This is a genomic window from Methylobacterium nonmethylotrophicum, from assembly GCF_004745635.1.
GTDB classification, from domain to species: Bacteria; Pseudomonadota; Alphaproteobacteria; order Rhizobiales; family Beijerinckiaceae; genus Methylobacterium; species Methylobacterium nonmethylotrophicum.
In genome coordinates this window covers 58,434-74,528 of the sequence record NZ_SRLB01000009.1, presented here as the reverse complement: position 1 = coordinate 74,528, position 16,095 = coordinate 58,434, and the positions used below count along the sequence as shown (strand labels likewise).

Sequence of the window (16,095 nt, the reverse complement as noted above, 5' to 3'; positions counted from 1 at the left end):
CGCGGTGTCAGCGCCCGGTGCCGAGGCGGATATAGGCCCGGGCCGGGCCGTAATCGGTCTGCGTCCGCGTGTCGATCGCGACCTGGCCGGCGCCGCTGACGACGCCCCTCGGCGCCCCGTCGAGCGCAAGCCCCGGCCGGGCCGGCACCGGCGTGCCGGCCTCGGCCCGCACCCGGCCGCTGATGCGCGTGCACGGCCCTCCGGGCACGAGGCGGGTGAAGCCGGGCCCCTCGTGCGGGCAGGCCTCGGGCGCCTTGACGACCGGCAGGTCGCGCAGGTCGAGGGCGCGGGCCGGCAGGGCGGCGAGCAGGGCGGCGGCCGCCAGGATCATCGGTGTGGTGCGCATGGGGCCGGCTCTCCCTGTCCGGCGGAGAGAAGCATGGCGGGAGCGGCGGCGCCAGGGCGTCGGCGACACGCTCGCAGACCGGGTGGTCCGGCGACCGCTTGACCCAAAGCAGGGAGCCTGCGCGCGTCAGCCTCCGGCGCTCAGCATCCGCGCCAGTTCCTCGGACAGCCCCACGCTCTCGGTCGCCGGCAGCGCCGGCCGCGCCCCGGCGAGCCCCGCGGCGGCGACCACCGCCCGTGCCCCGGCCTCGACCGAGCAGATCACCGGCACCGGCACCTGCGGCTGCACCCGCTCGGCGAGGCCGGCCAGCGCCGCGCCGCCGAGCACCACCACGTCGGCCCCGTCGATCTCGGCACAGTCGCGGCAGGCGGCCGCGAGGCGGCCGAGGGCGGCGTCGGGGTCGCGGGCGATCTCGCCGCCGGTCGGCGCGACGGTGCGGATGGCGGCCAGACGCTCGGAGAGGCCCAGCATCGCCACGAACTCGGCGAGCATCGGCTTCCACAGGACGCCGCCGGTCACGATGCCGATCCGCCGCCCCCGGGTGCAGGCGAGGTGCAGCGCCCCTTCCGCCATGCCGACGACCGGCACCGGCGAGACTTCCTTGAGGGCGAGCAGACCGGGATCGCCGAAGCAGGCGAGGTAGACCGCGTCGCATCCCGCGACGTTGGCCGCCAGCGCGTCGAGGGCGGCGTGGCCGGCGATCGCGGCCGCCGCGCGGCTCGCGATGTAGCGGGCGCCGAACCGGCCCGTGACCGGCACGATCTCGCCCGGGATCAGCCGTCGGACATGCGCCGCCGCCTGCTCGGTGACGGCGGCCGTGGTGTTGGGGTTGATGAGCAGGATGCGCAACGAAACGGTCTCCTCGGCGCATCCCGCGCGCGGCTACTTCTCGACGAAGGCCTTCTCGATGACGTAGTGGCCGGCCTCGCCGTGATTGCCCTCGACGTAGCCGGCCCCCGACAGGAGGTCGCGGGTGTCGCGAATCATGTCCGGGCTGCCGCAGAGCATGAAGCGGTCGTCCTCCTTCGTCATCATCGGCAGGCCGATGTCGGAGAAGAGCTTGCCCGAGGTCATGAGGTCGGTGATGCGGCCGCGGTTGCGGAACGGCTCGCGGGTCACGGTCGGGTAGTAGACCAGCTGGTCGCGGACCATGTCGCCGATCAGCTCGTGGTTCGGCAGCGTCTCGGTGATCGTCTCGCCGTAGGCGAGCTCCTGCACCTGGCGGCAGCCATGGACGAGCACCACCTTCTCGAAGCGCTCGTAGGTCTCCGGATCCTTGATGATCGCCAGGAACGGCGCGAGTCCGGTGCCGGTGCCGAGCAGGTAGAGGTGCCGGCCGGGCATCAGGTTGTCGAGCACCAGGGTGCCGGTGGCCTTGCGGCTGACCACGATCGGGTCGCCGACCTTGAGGTGCTGCAGCTTGGAGGTGAGCGGGCCGTTCGGCACCTTGATGGAGAAGAACTCCAGCTCGTCCTCGTAGTTGGCGCTCACCACGCTGTAGGCGCGCAGCAGCGGCTTGCCCTCGGCCTTGAGGCCGATCATCGTGAACTCGCCGTTGCGGAAGCGGAACGACGGGTCGCGGGTCGTGCGGAAGCTGAAGAGCGAGTCGGTCCAGTGATGGACGGACAGGACGCGCTCCTCGTTGAAGTTGCTCATCGTGCCAGGAATCCTGAAGGCGGTCGACGGGTCGGCAATCGTTTGGGAAGGGTCATCTCGCAGGTGCGGCATCGCCGTCAAGGCATCGCCGCACAAGCGAGGTCTGCGTGGCCGTCAAGCCGCAGGGAAGGCCGGTTGTTCTTCGGAATGCTTCCAGGGCGCCTTCCGGCGACGTGGATAACGGTTCGTTGCAGAAAACGCGGCAGAATCAAGGACCTAGCGTAATACGCGGCCGAGCCGTGGGCGGATGCCAGCCGACCGGCCCGGGTCGGCCCTGCCGGGGGCCCTGTCCGGGCCGGTCCTGCCAGCCACGTCACACGGGATCCCTGGCAGCTGGTTGATGGCGGAGGATGAGGGACCGGCCGACCAGCGTCACGGTCAGCGTGACCGCAAAGGTCACGAGCCAGGCCTGGCCCGCATGTCTGAGGGGCAGAGTGCGCACGACAAGTTCGGTCGCCGCCGCCGCCAGCAGCCCGACATAGGACCACGAGATCCACAGATAGTGTTTCTCGCGCCAGTCAGGGCACCGGGGTGAGCGCAGTACCGGCCACATGCCTGCAGCCATGCAGGCAAGGCTTGTCAGCGCGCCGAAATGCAGGATGTTCCACGCACCCGTGAACTGGAAGACGAGCAGGGCGGCGCAATCCGCGATCAGCATGGCATAGACGAACGCGTAGCCGACGGCCCGATGCAGGCTGCCCCGCTTGCGGGTCAGGAATTGCACCAGACCGAGCACGATCCCGGCCGCAGCCAGCACAGTATGAATGATTCCCGGCATGGTGAGGCTGGACACGTCATCCACTCCTTCCCTCGGAATTTTCCGTGATGATGGCCTGGCGGGTGAAGATCAGCCTCGCAATCGATCACCAGGGGAGCGTCGAAAGCGATGCGCGTTCGCGTCTTCTCGCTGATATGCTCGCTTGGGGTCGAGACATAATCAGCTTGACCTTGCGGAGGGCCGTTGAGGGTGGCGAGCGAGCTGTGCCATCGCGTCCCGAAAGCGGACGTTCACGCCGGCGGTGACTGGTTCCGGCCGAGCGCTCCCACATCCGACTGGCGCAAGCAGCCGGCGAGGTCAGCCGACATCACCTCCGTCGAGGATGGCGCGCAGAGCCGCGACATGCGCCAGGTAGGCCGTATAGCCCGCCTTTGTCACAGCGATCCGTGTTCGTGGACGCTTCCCCTCAAAATCCTTGGTCACCGCAACATAGCCCGCGCCTCCGAGCGTGGCGATGTGGGCACCGAGGTTGCCATCCGTAAGGCCGAGCAGAGCACGCAGCCGCTTGAACTCCAGCAAACTCCCCTCGGGACTGGCGGCGAGGGCAGCCATGATCCGCAGCCGTGCCGGCGTATGAATGATCGCATCGAGGTCGCCAGGCATCTGTGCAAGCATCAGGTTGGGTCACGCCGGGCCAACAGCAGGCCGGCAGCGACGAGGCCGCCGCCGCCGAGCAGGCCGGCATAGAGCAGGAACCCCGTGGGCGGCATCGCAAAACCGGCCAGGAACAAGACTGTCAAGGCGCCGCCGAGGACCGCCAGCAACCGCCCGCGCCAGAGGCCGGCGATGAGGTAGGCGAAGCCGGTGACGGTGCCTGCGTAGATGCCGAGGGCATTCGCATGCCCGGACAGCAGGATGAAGGCCCAGAGCGCGGCATAGGCGCTCATGAGCATCGCCGAGCAACCGTAGCGAATTCCAAGCCCGAAGCGCCGCGCCCGGCTGATGCGGCGTTTCACAAGAACAAAAAGCATCGTCGTTGCCCAACCCAGGGCCGTTACGGCCGACCAGATGGTGCCCGTGCGCTCCGGCGCGAGAAAGGTGCCGACGAACCCCGCCATCCAGGCGACACCCCAGAGTTGAGGTAGGGGCTGGCCTGACCGTAGAGGAGAGCGGCGAGCAGGCGGCTCTCGCCATCTTCCGCCGCAGCGAGAGCGAGACGGGCATCGTCACGCGCATGGAACGGGTTTGGAGCCGTCATCACAAATCTCTTCATCACAGAGAACTCTGTAACGTAGAGTAATCAGCTGTTCAAGGGCCATCGTGTGCACGATGGCTCGCGCTTCGGTTGCAATGTCTGCGAGGCCATCCAGGAAGAGCCGTCCGGATCGAGTGCTGCGAAGCGGCCGTCGTGAACGTCCGCTCCCGTTGGAAACAGCCCCTCGCATGATCTAAGCATCATTCCGCCGGTCGCGAACGACCGGTGCCGAAGTGGTCACCGGTTCGGCGGCGAAAATGATGCAAAAGCAAAAAACCAAGCAGAGTTGCGCCATCCAACTCTGCTTGGTTGATTGGATCTCGACACGGCTCACGCCATCCCGGTCGCGTCCGCCACGAGGTGCAGGGTGGCGCGCAGGCCGGTCATCAGGCCGGCCTCGTCGACGCGGAAGCGCGGCGAGTGGTTGGGCGCGGCTTTGGCGGGATCGGTGCCCGGAGCCGTGATGCCGACGAAGTAGAAGAAGCCGGGCGCCTCACGCGCAAAGTAGGGAAAGTCCTCGCTCGCCATGGCGGGGTCGACGACCCGCGCGTGCTCGCCGAACAGGCGCGCCAGCGTCGGGGCGGCCTGGGCGGTGAGCTTCGCGTCGTTCTGGAGCGGCGGATAGCCGTTCTCGTCCCAGATCACCTCGGCCCGGCCGTTCATGCCGGTCGCGATCGACTGGGCGATCTCGGTGACCCGGCGCTTGGCGGTGGCGCGCTGCGCCTCGCCGAAGGTCCTGAGCGTGCCCTCCAGCTCCGCCGTCTCCGGGATGATGTTGTTGCGCAAGCCCCCCTTGAAGATGCCGACGCTGAGCACCGCGGGGCTGCGGGCGATGTCTGTCTCGCGGCTGACCACGGTCTGCAGCGTCGTGACGATGGTCGAGCCGATCACGATCGGGTCGACGCCGTTCCACGGCATCGCGCCGTGGGTCTGGCGCCCGGTTACCTTGATCTGGAAGCGGTCCGCCCCCGCCATGGCGGCGCCGGGCCGGTAGCCGATGCTGCCGACCGGGAGCGCGCTCGAGACGTGGAGGCCGAACACCATGTCGGGCTTCGGGTCGCGCATCGCGCCCTCGTCCACCATCAGGCGGGCGCCGCAGACGCCCTCCCCGACCGTACCCTCCTCGGCGGGCTGGAACAGCAGCTTGATCGTGCCGGGCAGGCGGTCGCGGTGGGCGGAGAAGACCTGGGCCGCCGCCATCAGGATCGCCACGTGGCAATCGTGGCCGCAGGCATGCATCACCCCGACCTCCTGGCCGCCCCATTCGGCTTTGGCCTTCGAGGCGAAGGGCAGGTCGACCTCCTCGCGCACCGGCAGGGCGTCCATGTCGGCCCGGAGCGCCACGACCGGCCCGGGCCTGCCTCCGCCCTTGAGCACCGCGACGACGCCCGTGCGGCCGACGCCCTCCCGCACCTCGTAGCCGAGGCCCTTCAGATGCTTGGCCACCAGGGCCGCGGTACGGCGCTCGCGGTTGCCGAGTTCCGGATTGGCGTGGATGTCGCGCCGCCAGGCGAGCATCGCCGCCTCGACCTCCCGCGCCGCGGCGTCGAGGTCGCCGTGGACCGGCCGGACGGGGGCGGGAGCGGCGCCGACTTGCGCCGCGGCGGCGCGGGGCAGGAAGGCCAGGCTCGCGCAGGCGCAGGCGCCCTTCAGGAGCGCGCGGCGCGCCGGCTCGACAGCGTCCGCCGAGAACCCTTCCGCCCGAAAGCCTTTGGCCGTGCGCAATCCAATGCGAAGCATGGCACCCTCCCCGACTCGGCCCGCGCGCCGCGGCGCCGTCGATGTGACGTCACGATATGCCGGGCCCGAGGTCCGGGCCAGCGTCCCGAAGTGACGCGCCGCCCGCCCCCGCTTGCGCCGCGCCCGCCCTGCCGCCATGACGGGCCATCATACCCCCTGCCTGTTTGAGCCCGAGGTCCGCATGATCGAAGCGGCGATGATCTGGAACGAGCCCAACAACAAGTCGCACTGGGACCCGGAGATCGACCCGGGCTGGGCCCTGTTCGCCGACACGCTCGACTGCGCGGCCAGAGCCGTGAAGGCGGAGGCCCCGCACCTGCCGACGGTGCTGGGCGGCATCTCGCCGATCGACCCGTCCTTCATCCGCCTGCTCGACGGAAGGCGCGCCCTCGACCACGTCGACGTGGTGGCGGTGCACGGCTTCCCGCTCGACTGGAACCTGTGGCAGATCAACGAGTGGCCGGACAAGCTCGCGGAGATCCGGGCGGTGACGGACAAGCCGATCTGGGTCACCGAGGTCGGCGTCTCGACCTTCGGGGCCGAGGAGGTGCAGGTCTTCGGCGTCGACCGCACCGCCGCCTTGCTGGTCGGCCGGGCGCCGCGGATCCACTGGTACAGCCTCTACGACCTGCCGCAGGCCTGGGGCGCCACGACCCGGCACCGGGAGGCGGAGGGCTCGTCCTATTACCGGCACTTCTACATGGGGTTGCTTCGCGAGGACGGCACGCCCAAGCCCGCGCTGGAGCACTTCGCCCGCCACACCCCGGCGCTCGGCCTGTGCCAGTGGTTCCACTACCAGGATCACCGCCTCGACGAGGCGGTGGCCTGGATGCGGCGGCTCGGCGTGACGTACTTGCGCACCGGCCTGTCCTGGGCCGATTCGTTCCGGCCCGATGCCCTCGACTGGTTCGACCGGCAGATGGAGGCCCTGGCGGAGTTCGACGTGACCGTGACCTTCTGCTTCACCCCCGAGCACCGGGGCATCGCCCCGCATCACACCAGCCCGCCGCAGGTGAAGGAGGAATTCGCGGAATTCTGCGCCGCGATGATCCGGCGCTACGCCGGGATGATCCGGCCCGGGCCGGCCCTCGGACCGCAGCCGGCGATCTGACGCCGATGCCGCGCCTTGCCCCGACCTCGCCGGCCGCTGACGCTTTCCTCGCGGCCCTCGCCGACCCGGCCTGCGGGCCGGTGGCGGCGCACCAAGTCGCCCTCGTGGTGGCGCACCCGGACGACGAGAGCATCGGCTGCGGCGCGCAGCTGCCGCGCCTTTCCGGGCTGACGGTGGTCCACGTCACCGACGGCGCGCCTCGCGACGGGCGGGACGCGGCCCGGCGCGGCTTCCCGGATGCCGCCTCCTACGCGGCCGCCCGGGCGGGCGAGCTCGACGCGGCCCTGACGCTGGCGGGGATCCCCCCCGAGCGGCGCATCGGCCTCTTGCATCCCGACCAGGGCGTGGCCGCGATCATCGCGCCGCTGGCCCGGCACCTCGCGGCCCTGTTCGCGGAGCGCGGCATCGGGGTGGCGCTGACCCACGCCTACGAGGGCGGCCACCCGGACCACGACGCGGTGGCGCTGGCCGTCCAGGGCGCCCGGCGGCTTCTGGGGCATGAGCGCCTCGCGGTGATCGAGATGCCGTTCTACCATGCCGGCCCGGACGGGCTGGAGGCCGGCAGCTTCCTGCCCACGGACCCTCCCCGCCGGGCGATCGCGCTGCACCTCGACCCGGAGGATTGCGCCTTCAAGGCCGCGCTCTTCTCCGCCCATGCCAGCCAGGCCGCAACCCTGAACCTCGTCCCGATCGCCCTCGAGCGCTTCCGCGAGGCGCCGGAGGACCGGTTCGACGCCCTGCCGAATGGCGGGCGGCTGCTCTACGAGGCGTGGGGCCTGGGGCTGACCGGCGCGCGCTTCCGGGCGCTGGCGGAGGCGGCGGGACGGGAGATCGGCGGCGGCTAAGCGTCTCTCGCACAACTCCCGATCGCCGGCCTTGCTCAGTGTGGCGGCCTCGGCGCAGCGGGAGTCGTGTGAGGTGCACGAAGCCTCATTCCGCCGGTGGCGAGCGACCGGTGCCGAAGTGGTCACCGGTTCGGCGGCGAAAATGATGTAAAAACAAGAGCCTCAGCAGAATTGCGCCATGCAGTTCCGCTTAGTGCCCGCTGCCCGCCGGCATCGCACGGTAGAATGCGATCACGTCGCGATAATCCTGGTCGACCGGCGCGACCGGCAGGGCGAGGCGCAGGCCGAGGCCCGCGAGGCCGGTGACGAGGGCGAGGACGAGGCAGGCGCGCAGCGACATGTCCGGGCGGTGCCAGAAAGGCGGCTCGGCGTAAAGCGGAACTGGTGCCGACCCACGGCTCCGAACGCGGGTTGACGGCGGATTCCGGTTTGAGCGGAGGCCGGCTCGGTCACCCGGGAGGGGGAGCCCTGCCGATGAGCCTGACGGTCCGGGAGAGCCTGCCGGGGATCGGTCCCGCCCGCGCCAGGGCCGGGGCTCCCCGACGAAGCGAGGCCCCTCTCCAGGCGGCGCTTGAGGCCCGGCAGCGCACCGACGCCCAAGAGCCTCTGGCTGCGCCGCAGGATCGCCGGACGGAGCGCCGACTGTCTCGACGCCGCTCTCACGGCTGAACCGCGTCGACCACGATTCGAAGCACTGCACGATTCGAAGCACTGGAGGAGCCGCGGCGGCGATTGATTTCGCGTGACGTTTGCGGTCTTCTGTTGCCCGCGGGCGCTCGATGGTTGCTGGCCGGACATGAGACTGCGCAACCTCCTGCTCATCCTCGCGACGGCCGCCGCGGCCGGCGTGACGGCTCTCCTGATCGCGGGCGAGGCCCTGGTCGCGCGCGCTGCCGCCGATCGTCTCGAGGCGGCGACCGGACGACCCTGGACGGTGGGGGGCGCCGGGCTGTCGCTTGAGCCCCTGGGCGTGACCCTGCGCGACCTGGCGACGGAGACGGATCTCGGATCGGCGGGCCGGGCCCGCCTGACGATCGAGGCCGTGCGCCTCGGCGGGACGGCGTCCGGCCTCCTGGCCGGCGAGGTGGAAGAGGCGGAGCTCGTCCGCCCGGCCCTGCTCTGGCCGGCGCAGTGGTGGCGCGGGGCCGAGGCGGCGCGGGGCGGGTCCCCGCCACCGGCGCGTCCGCCGCTGCCCCGGCGCATCACCGTGCGCGACGGCAGCCTCGCGCTGACGGAAGGCGAGCGCGTCGTCGCGGCGCTCGAGGCGCTCGAGGCCACGGCGGAGCCCCGGGGCGACGGCCACGCCGTCACGGTGGCGGGCCGGGGGGCCGGCCTGCAGGGCACCTGCGACCTGACCGTCGCGCCGGCCCTCGCGGCGGCCAGCCCGCCGGGCGAAGCGGCGCCGGTCGCGGTCGCCTTCACCTGCCGGGCGCCGCAGCTCGCGGGGGCGCCGCTCACCGGCACCGCCGATGCCGCCCTGGCGGGCCCGGCCCTGAGCCTCTCGCGCCTTGCCGGCAGCCTCGGCCCGGACCGCTTCGGCGGCAGCGTCGTGGTCGACCTGGCGCAGAAGCCGTTCGTGCGGCTCGACCTCGGCTTCGACGCCCTGTCCCTCGCGGCGCCCTCGGGCGCCGGCGCGGTGCCGGACGTCGCGATGCTGCGCCTGTTCGACGGCCGGGTGCGGCTGCGGGCGGGCTCCCTCGCGGTCGGCCAGACCCGCCTCGGCGAGGCCGACCTCGACCTGCGGCTCACCGAAGGCGCCGTGGAGGCGACGCTGGCGCCGGCCGCGCTGCAGGGCGGGCAGGTCCGGGGCCGCCTCGCCACCACGGTGCCGGCCGCCGCGGGCGACGTGCCGCGCCACGCCCTGCAGCTCGAGCTGACGCGGGCCCGGGCCCTGCCGCTTCTGTCGGGGCTTGCCGGCTTCACCCTCCTCGACGGCACCGCGAGCGCGTCCCTCGACCTGCGGAGCATGGGGCGCGACCTCGACGGCATCCGGCGCGGCCTGTCCGGCAAGGCCTCGCTCCTGGTCGAGAACGGCCGCCTCGTCGGCATCGACATCCCGGGCGTGGTGCAGTCCATGGCGGCGCAGGTCTCCTCCGCCGACACCACCTCGTTCGACCGGCTCTCGTTGCGCTTCGATCTTCAGGACGGCCGGGCCGCCACCCAGGAACTCGCCCTCGCCGGCCCCCTCGTCACCGCGGGCGGCAGCGGCGTGGTCGACCTCACGGCGCAGCGCATCGCCTTCCGCATCGAGCCGCGCCTGACCCGCGCGGCGGCCCGCAACCTGCCCCGCATCCTCGACGTGAGCCTGCCGGTGCTCATCAACGGTCCATGGGATGCCCCTCAGATCCAGGTCGACCTGGCGGGGCTGATGGGCGATGGAAAGCTGTCGCGGGAGCTCGGCGCCGTCGGCGGCGGGCTCCTGGGAGGCCGGAACGGCGGCGGCCTCGGGGGGCTGCTCGACGCGCTGATGCCGGCGGACGGGGGAGGACGGCCGGGGGCGCCCCGGGGCCGGCCGCGACCGTGACGGGAAACAGGGGCGGGCCGCGGGCGGCCCGGCCATACAGGCGGAGCGGACGAGACGTGTCGCGACCAAGACTTCCGATGCCGCGGGTCCTGAGCGGGTTTCGCAAGAGCGGCCGCTTTCGCAAGAGCGGCCGCCGGTTCGGCGATAACGACCTGCGGCTCGCGGCCTACGCGGTGCTTGCGGGCTGCGCAGCCTTGGCCCCCGGGCTCGCCGCCGCGGCGGGCGATCCGGCGCCGGCCCAGCCCGCCGGCCCCGCTGTGAGCGTGGCCCGCACGAAGGTCCGCTGCTTCTCCGACCGGGTCGACGTGACCGGCGTGCTGGTGCCGCGGCAGGAGGTGCAGGTCCGTCCCGACCGGGACGGGCTGCGGGTGACCCAGGTCTACGTCAAGGCCCTCGACGAGGTACGGACCGGGCAGGCCCTGGCGCAGCTCGCGCCCGAGGACGGCCAGCCGGGCGGCCCGGTGACGCTGCGCGCCCCCGTCTCCGGCCTCGTCGGCCGCAGCACCGCGATGGTGGGCGTGCAGGCGCCGGCCCGCCGGGACCCGCTCTTCGTGATCGCCGCCCAGGGCGAGATGGAACTGGCGGCCGAGGCGCCGCTCGCGAAGCTCGGCCGTCTCGCGCCCGGCCAGGCGGTGAGCGTGAAGCCGATCGGCCTCGCTCCGGTCAGCGGCAAGGTGCGCATCGTCTCGCCGGTCGCCGACCCGGCAACGCAGCTCGGCCAGGTACGCATCCAGCTCGCCTCGGCGGGCGATACCCGGCTCGGCCTGTTCGCCCGCGGCACGGTCTCGGTGGGGGAGAGCTGCGGCATCGCGGTGCCGTTCTCCGCCCTGGTGAACGGACCCGACGGCCCGGCCGTCTACGTCTCCACCGGCCGCACCATCGAGGCGCGCCCGGTCACGATCGGGCTCTTCTCCGAGGACGAGGTCGAGGTTCGCACCGGCTTGTCCGAGACCGACGCGGTCGTGGTCCGGGCCGCTCCGTTCCTGCGCGAGGGCGACACCGTCCGGCCCGTCGAGAGCACCGAGGCACGCAGCCGGAACTGAGCGGACCGCAAGCCGCGGCGCGCGATCCGCCTGCCCCGGGCTGCGGCGGCGCGGCGGTCGCCCGCGGAGCGGCCGCGATGCCGGAGGGATCACGTGATCCAACCGACCCGACCGGCCTCCCCCACCGGCGGCGGACGACGCGGCGGCACCCCGCCGCAACGGCGACCATGGGAGAGGCTGGCGGCGCGCCGTGCCGATCCGGGCCGGAGCCTGCCCCCGGGCCGGCGCTGGATGCCTCGGCCGACAGGTGATGCGTCGCATGGAGCAGCGATGTGATCAGGATCGCATCACGCGATCGAACACGCCCGTCCCGACGCAACGCCGGAAGCCGGCTTCGGGGCCCCTCGCAGACCGCCACGCCGCCGCTGACCCGCGGTCCCCCGCCCGCAACCGGAGCCCGCTCCCGGCTTGAGGCGAGTGCCCTCGCCGGGCGGGCTTCTGCCGTTGCCAGCGCGGAGGCGAACGGGTCTCGCGTCCCTGAAGCAGCCGTCCGGCGGGCAGGTCGAACCTCGACGATGCCAAGACGAGCGGCGCGCCCGCCAAGACGGCCGACCGGGACCCCATCGTCTGCCTGCCCACGCGGACGACGAGGTCTTGACGGCGCTCGGCCTAAGCCAGGCGCCGCGCGAGGGATCGACTGGCGCTGTACCCCGCTGTGCTGGCGCTGGCGTGCCGGGCGCGGCGCGCGGTCCGCACGACAGGTGGGTTCGCCCTGTCCGACACGCGATCGCCCGCGGGAGGCCGCGTCGGGCGCGGGCTCGCTTCGGCCGATGCCGATAACGGCAGCAATGCGGCCCATGAAATGACCTGCTATTGTCTCCGGACGGAGCAATGGAGGGAATTTATGGACAACAGCGAGCGCATGTCCGCCTCTGACTGCACACGGCACAACTTGTCGACCAGCCACATGGCCCCGATTCATTGTTCCAGCGCGTTGTGTCCATGTTGACGGTCTAGGCCTTACAGGCTAGTCCACATCATGACAGTTTGAGACGGAAGCCGATGTCGCTCACAGTGCCAAAAACATGCGTGGTAGAGCTGCCAGAGAAGGTAAGATCTTTATGTCTAGTTTTTACAGATGCCTATGACCCGACCCAGGAACTCGCGTTCAGGCGCATATTTGCGCACGATTTGGTGAATCGTGGCCATGGAATTTGCTTTATTAGCCACAACGACATCGTCAGAATTGTCGCCGATACATCATATCCCTCGCTCATGCTAATGCAGACATTTAGCAAATATCCGATTAGTTGTATCATCTTGAGTCGATATACCGGTAGATACTGGCCAGAAATCTTGGAATTGAGCCAGAAACTTTCCGTCCCGTCCTGCGTGTTTATGGATGATAATTTATTGGAAGTGCCGGCCGAAATTGGGCAGGCCGCTGTCGATGTCTATAATCATGTGTCGCGACGCGAAGCGCTGTTGAAAACCATGAGCGAGGCGACCGGTGTCGTCGCGTCGACAGCCGCCCTCGAAAAGCAACTCGCCCGCTATGAGCACAAGACGATCTCGCACACACCTATCTATTGCTCGGTTAAACAAGACGAATTGACACATCACAAGAATAATAGCGATTACGTGAAAATCGGCTATATGGCCAGCCGGTGGCATGCACACGATTTGGATTACATCTCAAATTTCGTAGAAGAAATACTGCTTGATTATCCTAATGTTGTGTTTAATGTTCTGGGATTTGAGTGGAAAACACAGTTAAAGCAAAAATTTAACGACCGCATCATCGATCATCCGCCAGTTCCAGGCAATTATTACGCATTTCGGCATAAGCTGAGCATGATCGAATGGGATATCGGCATCGCTCCTTTGCGACCGATCTCTTACAACCGCTGCAAAGCAAATACAAAATGGATCGAATATACTTGTGCCAACATTGCGGTCGTGGCGTCTGCGTTCGACCCGTATAATGACTTGCCGCAATCGGTAGTTGCATTATGCGGTCACAATGACTGGCCCACTGCGATCGGCGAGTGGATAAAACATCCGACCTTGCGAGAAGAAGTACGAGACTCTGCCCGGGAATACGTAGTTAGAACATTCTCGATAGCTGCTCATGCTGAACAATTCGTTCGGATGGTGCATGACCTCGGCGGAGAGATGTAGGCACAATGACACTCACTCCACTCATCGTGTGTCCGACACGCACCTCCATCGAGCTGGCGCTCACGCTCGCAGGTGGGATGCCGCATGCGCGTTTCGGCCTTTGCACGGAATATATGCCGAAAAAATACAAAAAGCCTTTCCGGAACGCAGGAAACATTCATCTTTATGACAACGAAGGTGTGGCTGTCTCGAACTTATACAGACATTCGCATGTGATCACTTTTGGCTACAGCGAAGCCGAGCCGCACCGGCTGTCCAAGCGCCTCGCTGAAGCCGCGGCGCAAAGATCCACTCCGTTGATCGATATTCAGCATGGCTTGCTGCAAGAGGGTTACACACTCGATCATGATGATTACCGGCCTCGGATCGCGCCGGATCAGCTTTGCAGTTGGGACCAGTATGGAATTCTGATACCGCAAGACAATCAACAAAATCGCCGCATCGGCAACAAAATCGGAGTGACTTCCAATCTTCATTGGAAGAGATATTCCGACCAAGAGCGGATATTGTTCATACAATCCGTGAGAGAGATTTGTCGGTCGTTTCCGGAATACTTGGTATTTTGGCGGCCTCATCCCGGAGAATATAAATACGACGAGAAGATCGGGTCGATTTTTCACTCGCCCCATCTCGTCGAGAAAAATTTGCGAATCTTGAGCTTTAACGATGTCGATCGGAGCACGATAACGGATTTTCTCAGCGGTATGACCGTCTTGTTTACGGCACCGTCGACCACGATCGTCGATGCTCAACGAATCGACCTGCCGACCATCGTGTTCAACGCTGGACCATTCGATTTAACGACCATCGGTGTCATCAACACGGCTCGCACGCCCGACCAGGTTGCAAAGGCCATATCCTATGCGATGGCGTCGCCGAGCGCATTCGTCCCCAAGCTGAGAATGTTCAAGCCCTTCGATTTCTCATCATTCGAGGCATATTTGAACGATTCGATGTCAAGACAACCTTTGATACAAGCATGAACTGCTGCGCGCAACGCTATTCATCCACAGACGATCGCTAGGGATACGGGATATGACGAGTGTTTCCGCGAGATTGGCCTTTGTCGGCAACGGATCGGTGCTGGGCCATTTGTTTTTTCAGGACGCGCACAATCATCAGGTAACGATCCGTTTGGAAATCGACGGGATTGATTTGGGTGAAAATCTCGTCCGCCAACGTGGCGGAAATTCGTCGGTCTGGTCCTTTCGCATTCCAAGTCGTTTCTGGGATGATGAGACACATCTTTTACGCGCAATTTATTGTGCGGACGATTCCGAGTCGTCCGAAGATATTCAAGTGCATTTGCCAGCCCAGCGGTATTTCTATCATGTCGACGAAGTAAAAAGAAACGAGATTGTCGGCTGGGTGCGGCGGAACGATGACACGTATACTCGAGCCGTCGTGGCTTTGCGGGTCAATGGGGTGATTGTTTCGCGTGCAACCGCCAATCAGTATCGCGGCGAACTCGTCGAACATGGCCATCTTGATGGAAGGTTCGGCTTCAATATTCTTATACCTTACCAATATCGACACATTGGCGCCATCGCCGAGTTCGGAGTGATTGATGATGATGAATTCATTCCTCTATCCTCAATTCATATCATGCGAAGCGATGTCAAGGTTCTGATCGTAACCGATACCAAGGATACAAATAACGCTTCTCGCTATTATCGCGCCGTCGTTCAGGGACGGCACCTCTGGCAGGCCGGGGCCGAGGTCGCGGTCGTCGACAAGTCGGAGGTTCACCCGAATTCCAGCTCGAGTTTCGATATTGTCGTGCTTCAGCGCACGCCTCTGACCCCGCAGCTCGAGAAGCTGGTCCGAGCCGCCAAGGCGGAGAGATCGCTGGTACTCTATGAAACCGACGATTTAAACGTATTTTCTGAAATTGCCGATCAGATCAGTGCCGTTCGGTCTGGCTTTCGGTACCTCGACGATCCGGAATTTCAAGTCGAGATGCAGCTGCGCTTTCAGAGCGCGACGGTGGCGGACGCGATCCTGGTACCAAACAATTTCATGAGTCGCTATTTCAAGCAACGGGGTTTTCAAACGATCACCTCGCGCTTTTCACTTGAACGTCGGTTTATCAAAGAACGTCCGCTTACAAAATCGGCCAGATGGAAAATTCTGTACATGTCAGGGAGCCCTACTCATAAAAATGATCTCAAGGAGATGATCTCGGATTTATACGAATTTCACCGAGACCATGAAGATTGTGACTTGACGGTCCTCGGCCACGTTGATGCGGACAGTTTCAGCGGGTGGGATAGAATTTTTTTCAAGCCGGCTGTCACTTACGATGCGATGATTGATGAAGTGTCGGACCATGATCTGGTCCTTGTTCCTTTCGAGAAAACTGTGTTTAATTTTGCAAAATCAGCGACGAAGGTTTTGGAATCTGCCGCGGCTGGTGTTCCCGTCATGGCATCCGCGGTACCCGATTACGTGAAGACGATCGGTGATCTCGGCGTTGGTTACATCGTTCCGTGGCATGGCAGTTGGTACGCGGCTCTGGAGAACGCTTACAGGCAGCGGCATGCCGATCACGCTGCCTTTTCGAAGATGCAGCAATTCGCATACTTGCAGGCAGACGGCCTGCAGAAAGGCCTTGAACTGCTATCGGAAATATCTGATCTGCAGAAAAATCGCCTGTGCAACGTCGCCTGATGATCTGACCGGCGTGAGGTCGGATCGGTCATCCCGGTGCTCGGTCCAGGCCGCGAGCCGGTGCGA

At 66.8% G+C, this 16,095-nt stretch carries 15 protein-coding genes; 7 read left to right on the top strand and 8 right to left on the bottom strand.

What is annotated here, in order from left to right; genetic code table 11:
* Positions 1-7: 7 nt before the first annotated feature.
* The 7 genes from EU555_RS13615 to EU555_RS13585 all read right to left on the bottom strand — a co-directional run bounded on the left by EU555_RS13615 (position 8) and on the right by EU555_RS13585 (position 5,715).
* On the bottom strand, positions 8-346 hold the full coding sequence (locus EU555_RS13615; RefSeq protein ID WP_135415183.1) for a hypothetical protein: 339 nt from the start codon (positions 344-346) through the stop codon (positions 8-10).
* A 126-nt stretch (positions 347-472) separates the two neighbouring features.
* Positions 473-1,195, bottom strand: coding sequence for an aspartate/glutamate racemase family protein (locus tag EU555_RS13610; RefSeq protein ID WP_135415182.1), 723 nt, complete (start codon positions 1,193-1,195; stop codon positions 473-475).
* Between the two features lie 33 nt (positions 1,196-1,228).
* Positions 1,229-2,002: a ferredoxin--NADP reductase gene (locus tag EU555_RS13605; RefSeq protein ID WP_135415181.1), complete on the bottom strand. Its 774-nt coding sequence runs from the start codon at positions 2,000-2,002 to the stop codon at positions 1,229-1,231.
* 313 nt (positions 2,003-2,315) lie between these two features.
* Positions 2,316-2,795, bottom strand: a complete 480-nt coding sequence (locus tag EU555_RS13600; protein WP_135415180.1) for a DUF2306 domain-containing protein — start codon at positions 2,793-2,795, stop codon at positions 2,316-2,318.
* A gap of 282 nt (positions 2,796-3,077) precedes the next feature.
* A complete protein-coding gene (locus EU555_RS13595; RefSeq protein ID WP_135415356.1) occupies positions 3,078-3,383 on the bottom strand; it encodes a transcriptional regulator in 306 nt (101 codons plus the stop codon).
* 11 nt (positions 3,384-3,394) lie between these two features.
* Positions 3,395-3,838 carry a hypothetical protein gene (locus tag EU555_RS13590; RefSeq protein ID WP_135415179.1) on the bottom strand — a complete coding sequence of 148 codons (444 nt, stop codon included), beginning with the start codon at positions 3,836-3,838 and terminating at the stop codon, positions 3,395-3,397.
* A gap of 467 nt (positions 3,839-4,305) precedes the next feature.
* Positions 4,306-5,715, bottom strand: coding sequence for an amidohydrolase (locus EU555_RS13585; protein WP_135415178.1), 1,410 nt, complete (start codon positions 5,713-5,715; stop codon positions 4,306-4,308).
* A 181-nt stretch (positions 5,716-5,896) separates the two neighbouring features.
* On the opposite strand from EU555_RS13585, the gene EU555_RS13580 reads away from it, so the two are divergent.
* Both EU555_RS13580 and EU555_RS13575 read left to right on the top strand, forming a co-directional pair.
* Complete coding sequence (locus tag EU555_RS13580) at positions 5,897-6,826, top strand: glycoside hydrolase 5 family protein (protein WP_135415177.1); 930 nt, start codon at positions 5,897-5,899, stop codon at positions 6,824-6,826.
* A gap of 5 nt (positions 6,827-6,831) precedes the next feature.
* The gene (locus tag EU555_RS13575) at positions 6,832-7,671 is read left to right on the top strand and encodes a PIG-L deacetylase family protein (protein ID WP_245524294.1); all 840 of its coding nucleotides are present in this window, start codon (positions 6,832-6,834) and stop codon (positions 7,669-7,671) included.
* A gap of 190 nt (positions 7,672-7,861) precedes the next feature.
* Here the strand turns inward: EU555_RS13575 and EU555_RS36150 are convergent, their stop codons facing one another.
* Positions 7,862-8,011: a hypothetical protein gene (locus EU555_RS36150; RefSeq protein ID WP_167858540.1), complete on the bottom strand. Its 150-nt coding sequence runs from the start codon at positions 8,009-8,011 to the stop codon at positions 7,862-7,864.
* 456 nt (positions 8,012-8,467) lie between these two features.
* Between EU555_RS36150 and EU555_RS13570 the strand changes: the two genes are divergently transcribed.
* From EU555_RS13570 to EU555_RS13550, 5 genes are all read left to right on the top strand, one after another.
* A complete protein-coding gene (locus EU555_RS13570; RefSeq protein ID WP_135415176.1) occupies positions 8,468-10,195 on the top strand; it encodes an AsmA family protein in 1,728 nt (575 codons plus the stop codon).
* 77 nt (positions 10,196-10,272) lie between these two features.
* Complete coding sequence (locus tag EU555_RS13565; protein ID WP_135415175.1) at positions 10,273-11,238, top strand: efflux RND transporter periplasmic adaptor subunit; 966 nt, start codon at positions 10,273-10,275, stop codon at positions 11,236-11,238.
* Positions 11,239-12,240: 1,002 nt separating this feature from the next.
* Complete coding sequence (locus tag EU555_RS13560; protein WP_135415174.1) at positions 12,241-13,359, top strand: glycosyltransferase family protein; 1,119 nt, start codon at positions 12,241-12,243, stop codon at positions 13,357-13,359.
* A gap of 5 nt (positions 13,360-13,364) precedes the next feature.
* The gene (locus EU555_RS13555) at positions 13,365-14,342 is read left to right on the top strand and encodes a glycosyltransferase family protein (protein WP_135415173.1); all 978 of its coding nucleotides are present in this window, start codon (positions 13,365-13,367) and stop codon (positions 14,340-14,342) included.
* Between the two features lie 52 nt (positions 14,343-14,394).
* Positions 14,395-16,029, top strand: coding sequence for a glycosyltransferase family 1 protein (locus EU555_RS13550; RefSeq protein WP_135415172.1), 1,635 nt, complete (start codon positions 14,395-14,397; stop codon positions 16,027-16,029).
* Positions 16,030-16,095: the final 66 nt, after the last annotated feature.

Excerpts from the sequence above, each read along its gene's own strand:
- EU555_RS13615 (WP_135415183.1), bottom strand. The coding sequence starts at position 346 with ATGCGCACCACACCGATGATCCTGGCGGCCGCCGCCCTGCTCGCCGCC.
- EU555_RS13605 (WP_135415181.1), bottom strand. The coding sequence starts at position 2,002 with ATGAGCAACTTCAACGAGGAGCGCGTCCTGTCCGTCCATCACTGGACC.
- EU555_RS13595 (WP_135415356.1), bottom strand. The coding sequence starts at position 3,383 with ATGCCTGGCGACCTCGATGCGATCATTCATACGCCGGCACGGCTGCGG.
- EU555_RS13590 (WP_135415179.1), bottom strand. The coding sequence starts at position 3,838 with ATGGCGGGGTTCGTCGGCACCTTTCTCGCGCCGGAGCGCACGGGCACC.
- EU555_RS13585 (WP_135415178.1), bottom strand. The coding sequence starts at position 5,715 with ATGCTTCGCATTGGATTGCGCACGGCCAAAGGCTTTCGGGCGGAAGGG.
- EU555_RS13580 (WP_135415177.1), top strand. The coding sequence starts at position 5,897 with ATGATCGAAGCGGCGATGATCTGGAACGAGCCCAACAACAAGTCGCAC.
- EU555_RS13575 (WP_245524294.1), top strand. The coding sequence starts at position 6,832 with ATGCCGCGCCTTGCCCCGACCTCGCCGGCCGCTGACGCTTTCCTCGCG.
- EU555_RS36150 (WP_167858540.1), bottom strand. The coding sequence starts at position 8,011 with ATGTCGCTGCGCGCCTGCCTCGTCCTCGCCCTCGTCACCGGCCTCGCG.
- EU555_RS13570 (WP_135415176.1), top strand. The coding sequence starts at position 8,468 with ATGAGACTGCGCAACCTCCTGCTCATCCTCGCGACGGCCGCCGCGGCC.
- EU555_RS13565 (WP_135415175.1), top strand. The coding sequence starts at position 10,273 with ATGCCGCGGGTCCTGAGCGGGTTTCGCAAGAGCGGCCGCTTTCGCAAG.
- EU555_RS13560 (WP_135415174.1), top strand. The coding sequence starts at position 12,241 with ATGTCGCTCACAGTGCCAAAAACATGCGTGGTAGAGCTGCCAGAGAAG.
- EU555_RS13555 (WP_135415173.1), top strand. The coding sequence starts at position 13,365 with ATGACACTCACTCCACTCATCGTGTGTCCGACACGCACCTCCATCGAG.
- EU555_RS13550 (WP_135415172.1), top strand. The coding sequence starts at position 14,395 with ATGACGAGTGTTTCCGCGAGATTGGCCTTTGTCGGCAACGGATCGGTG.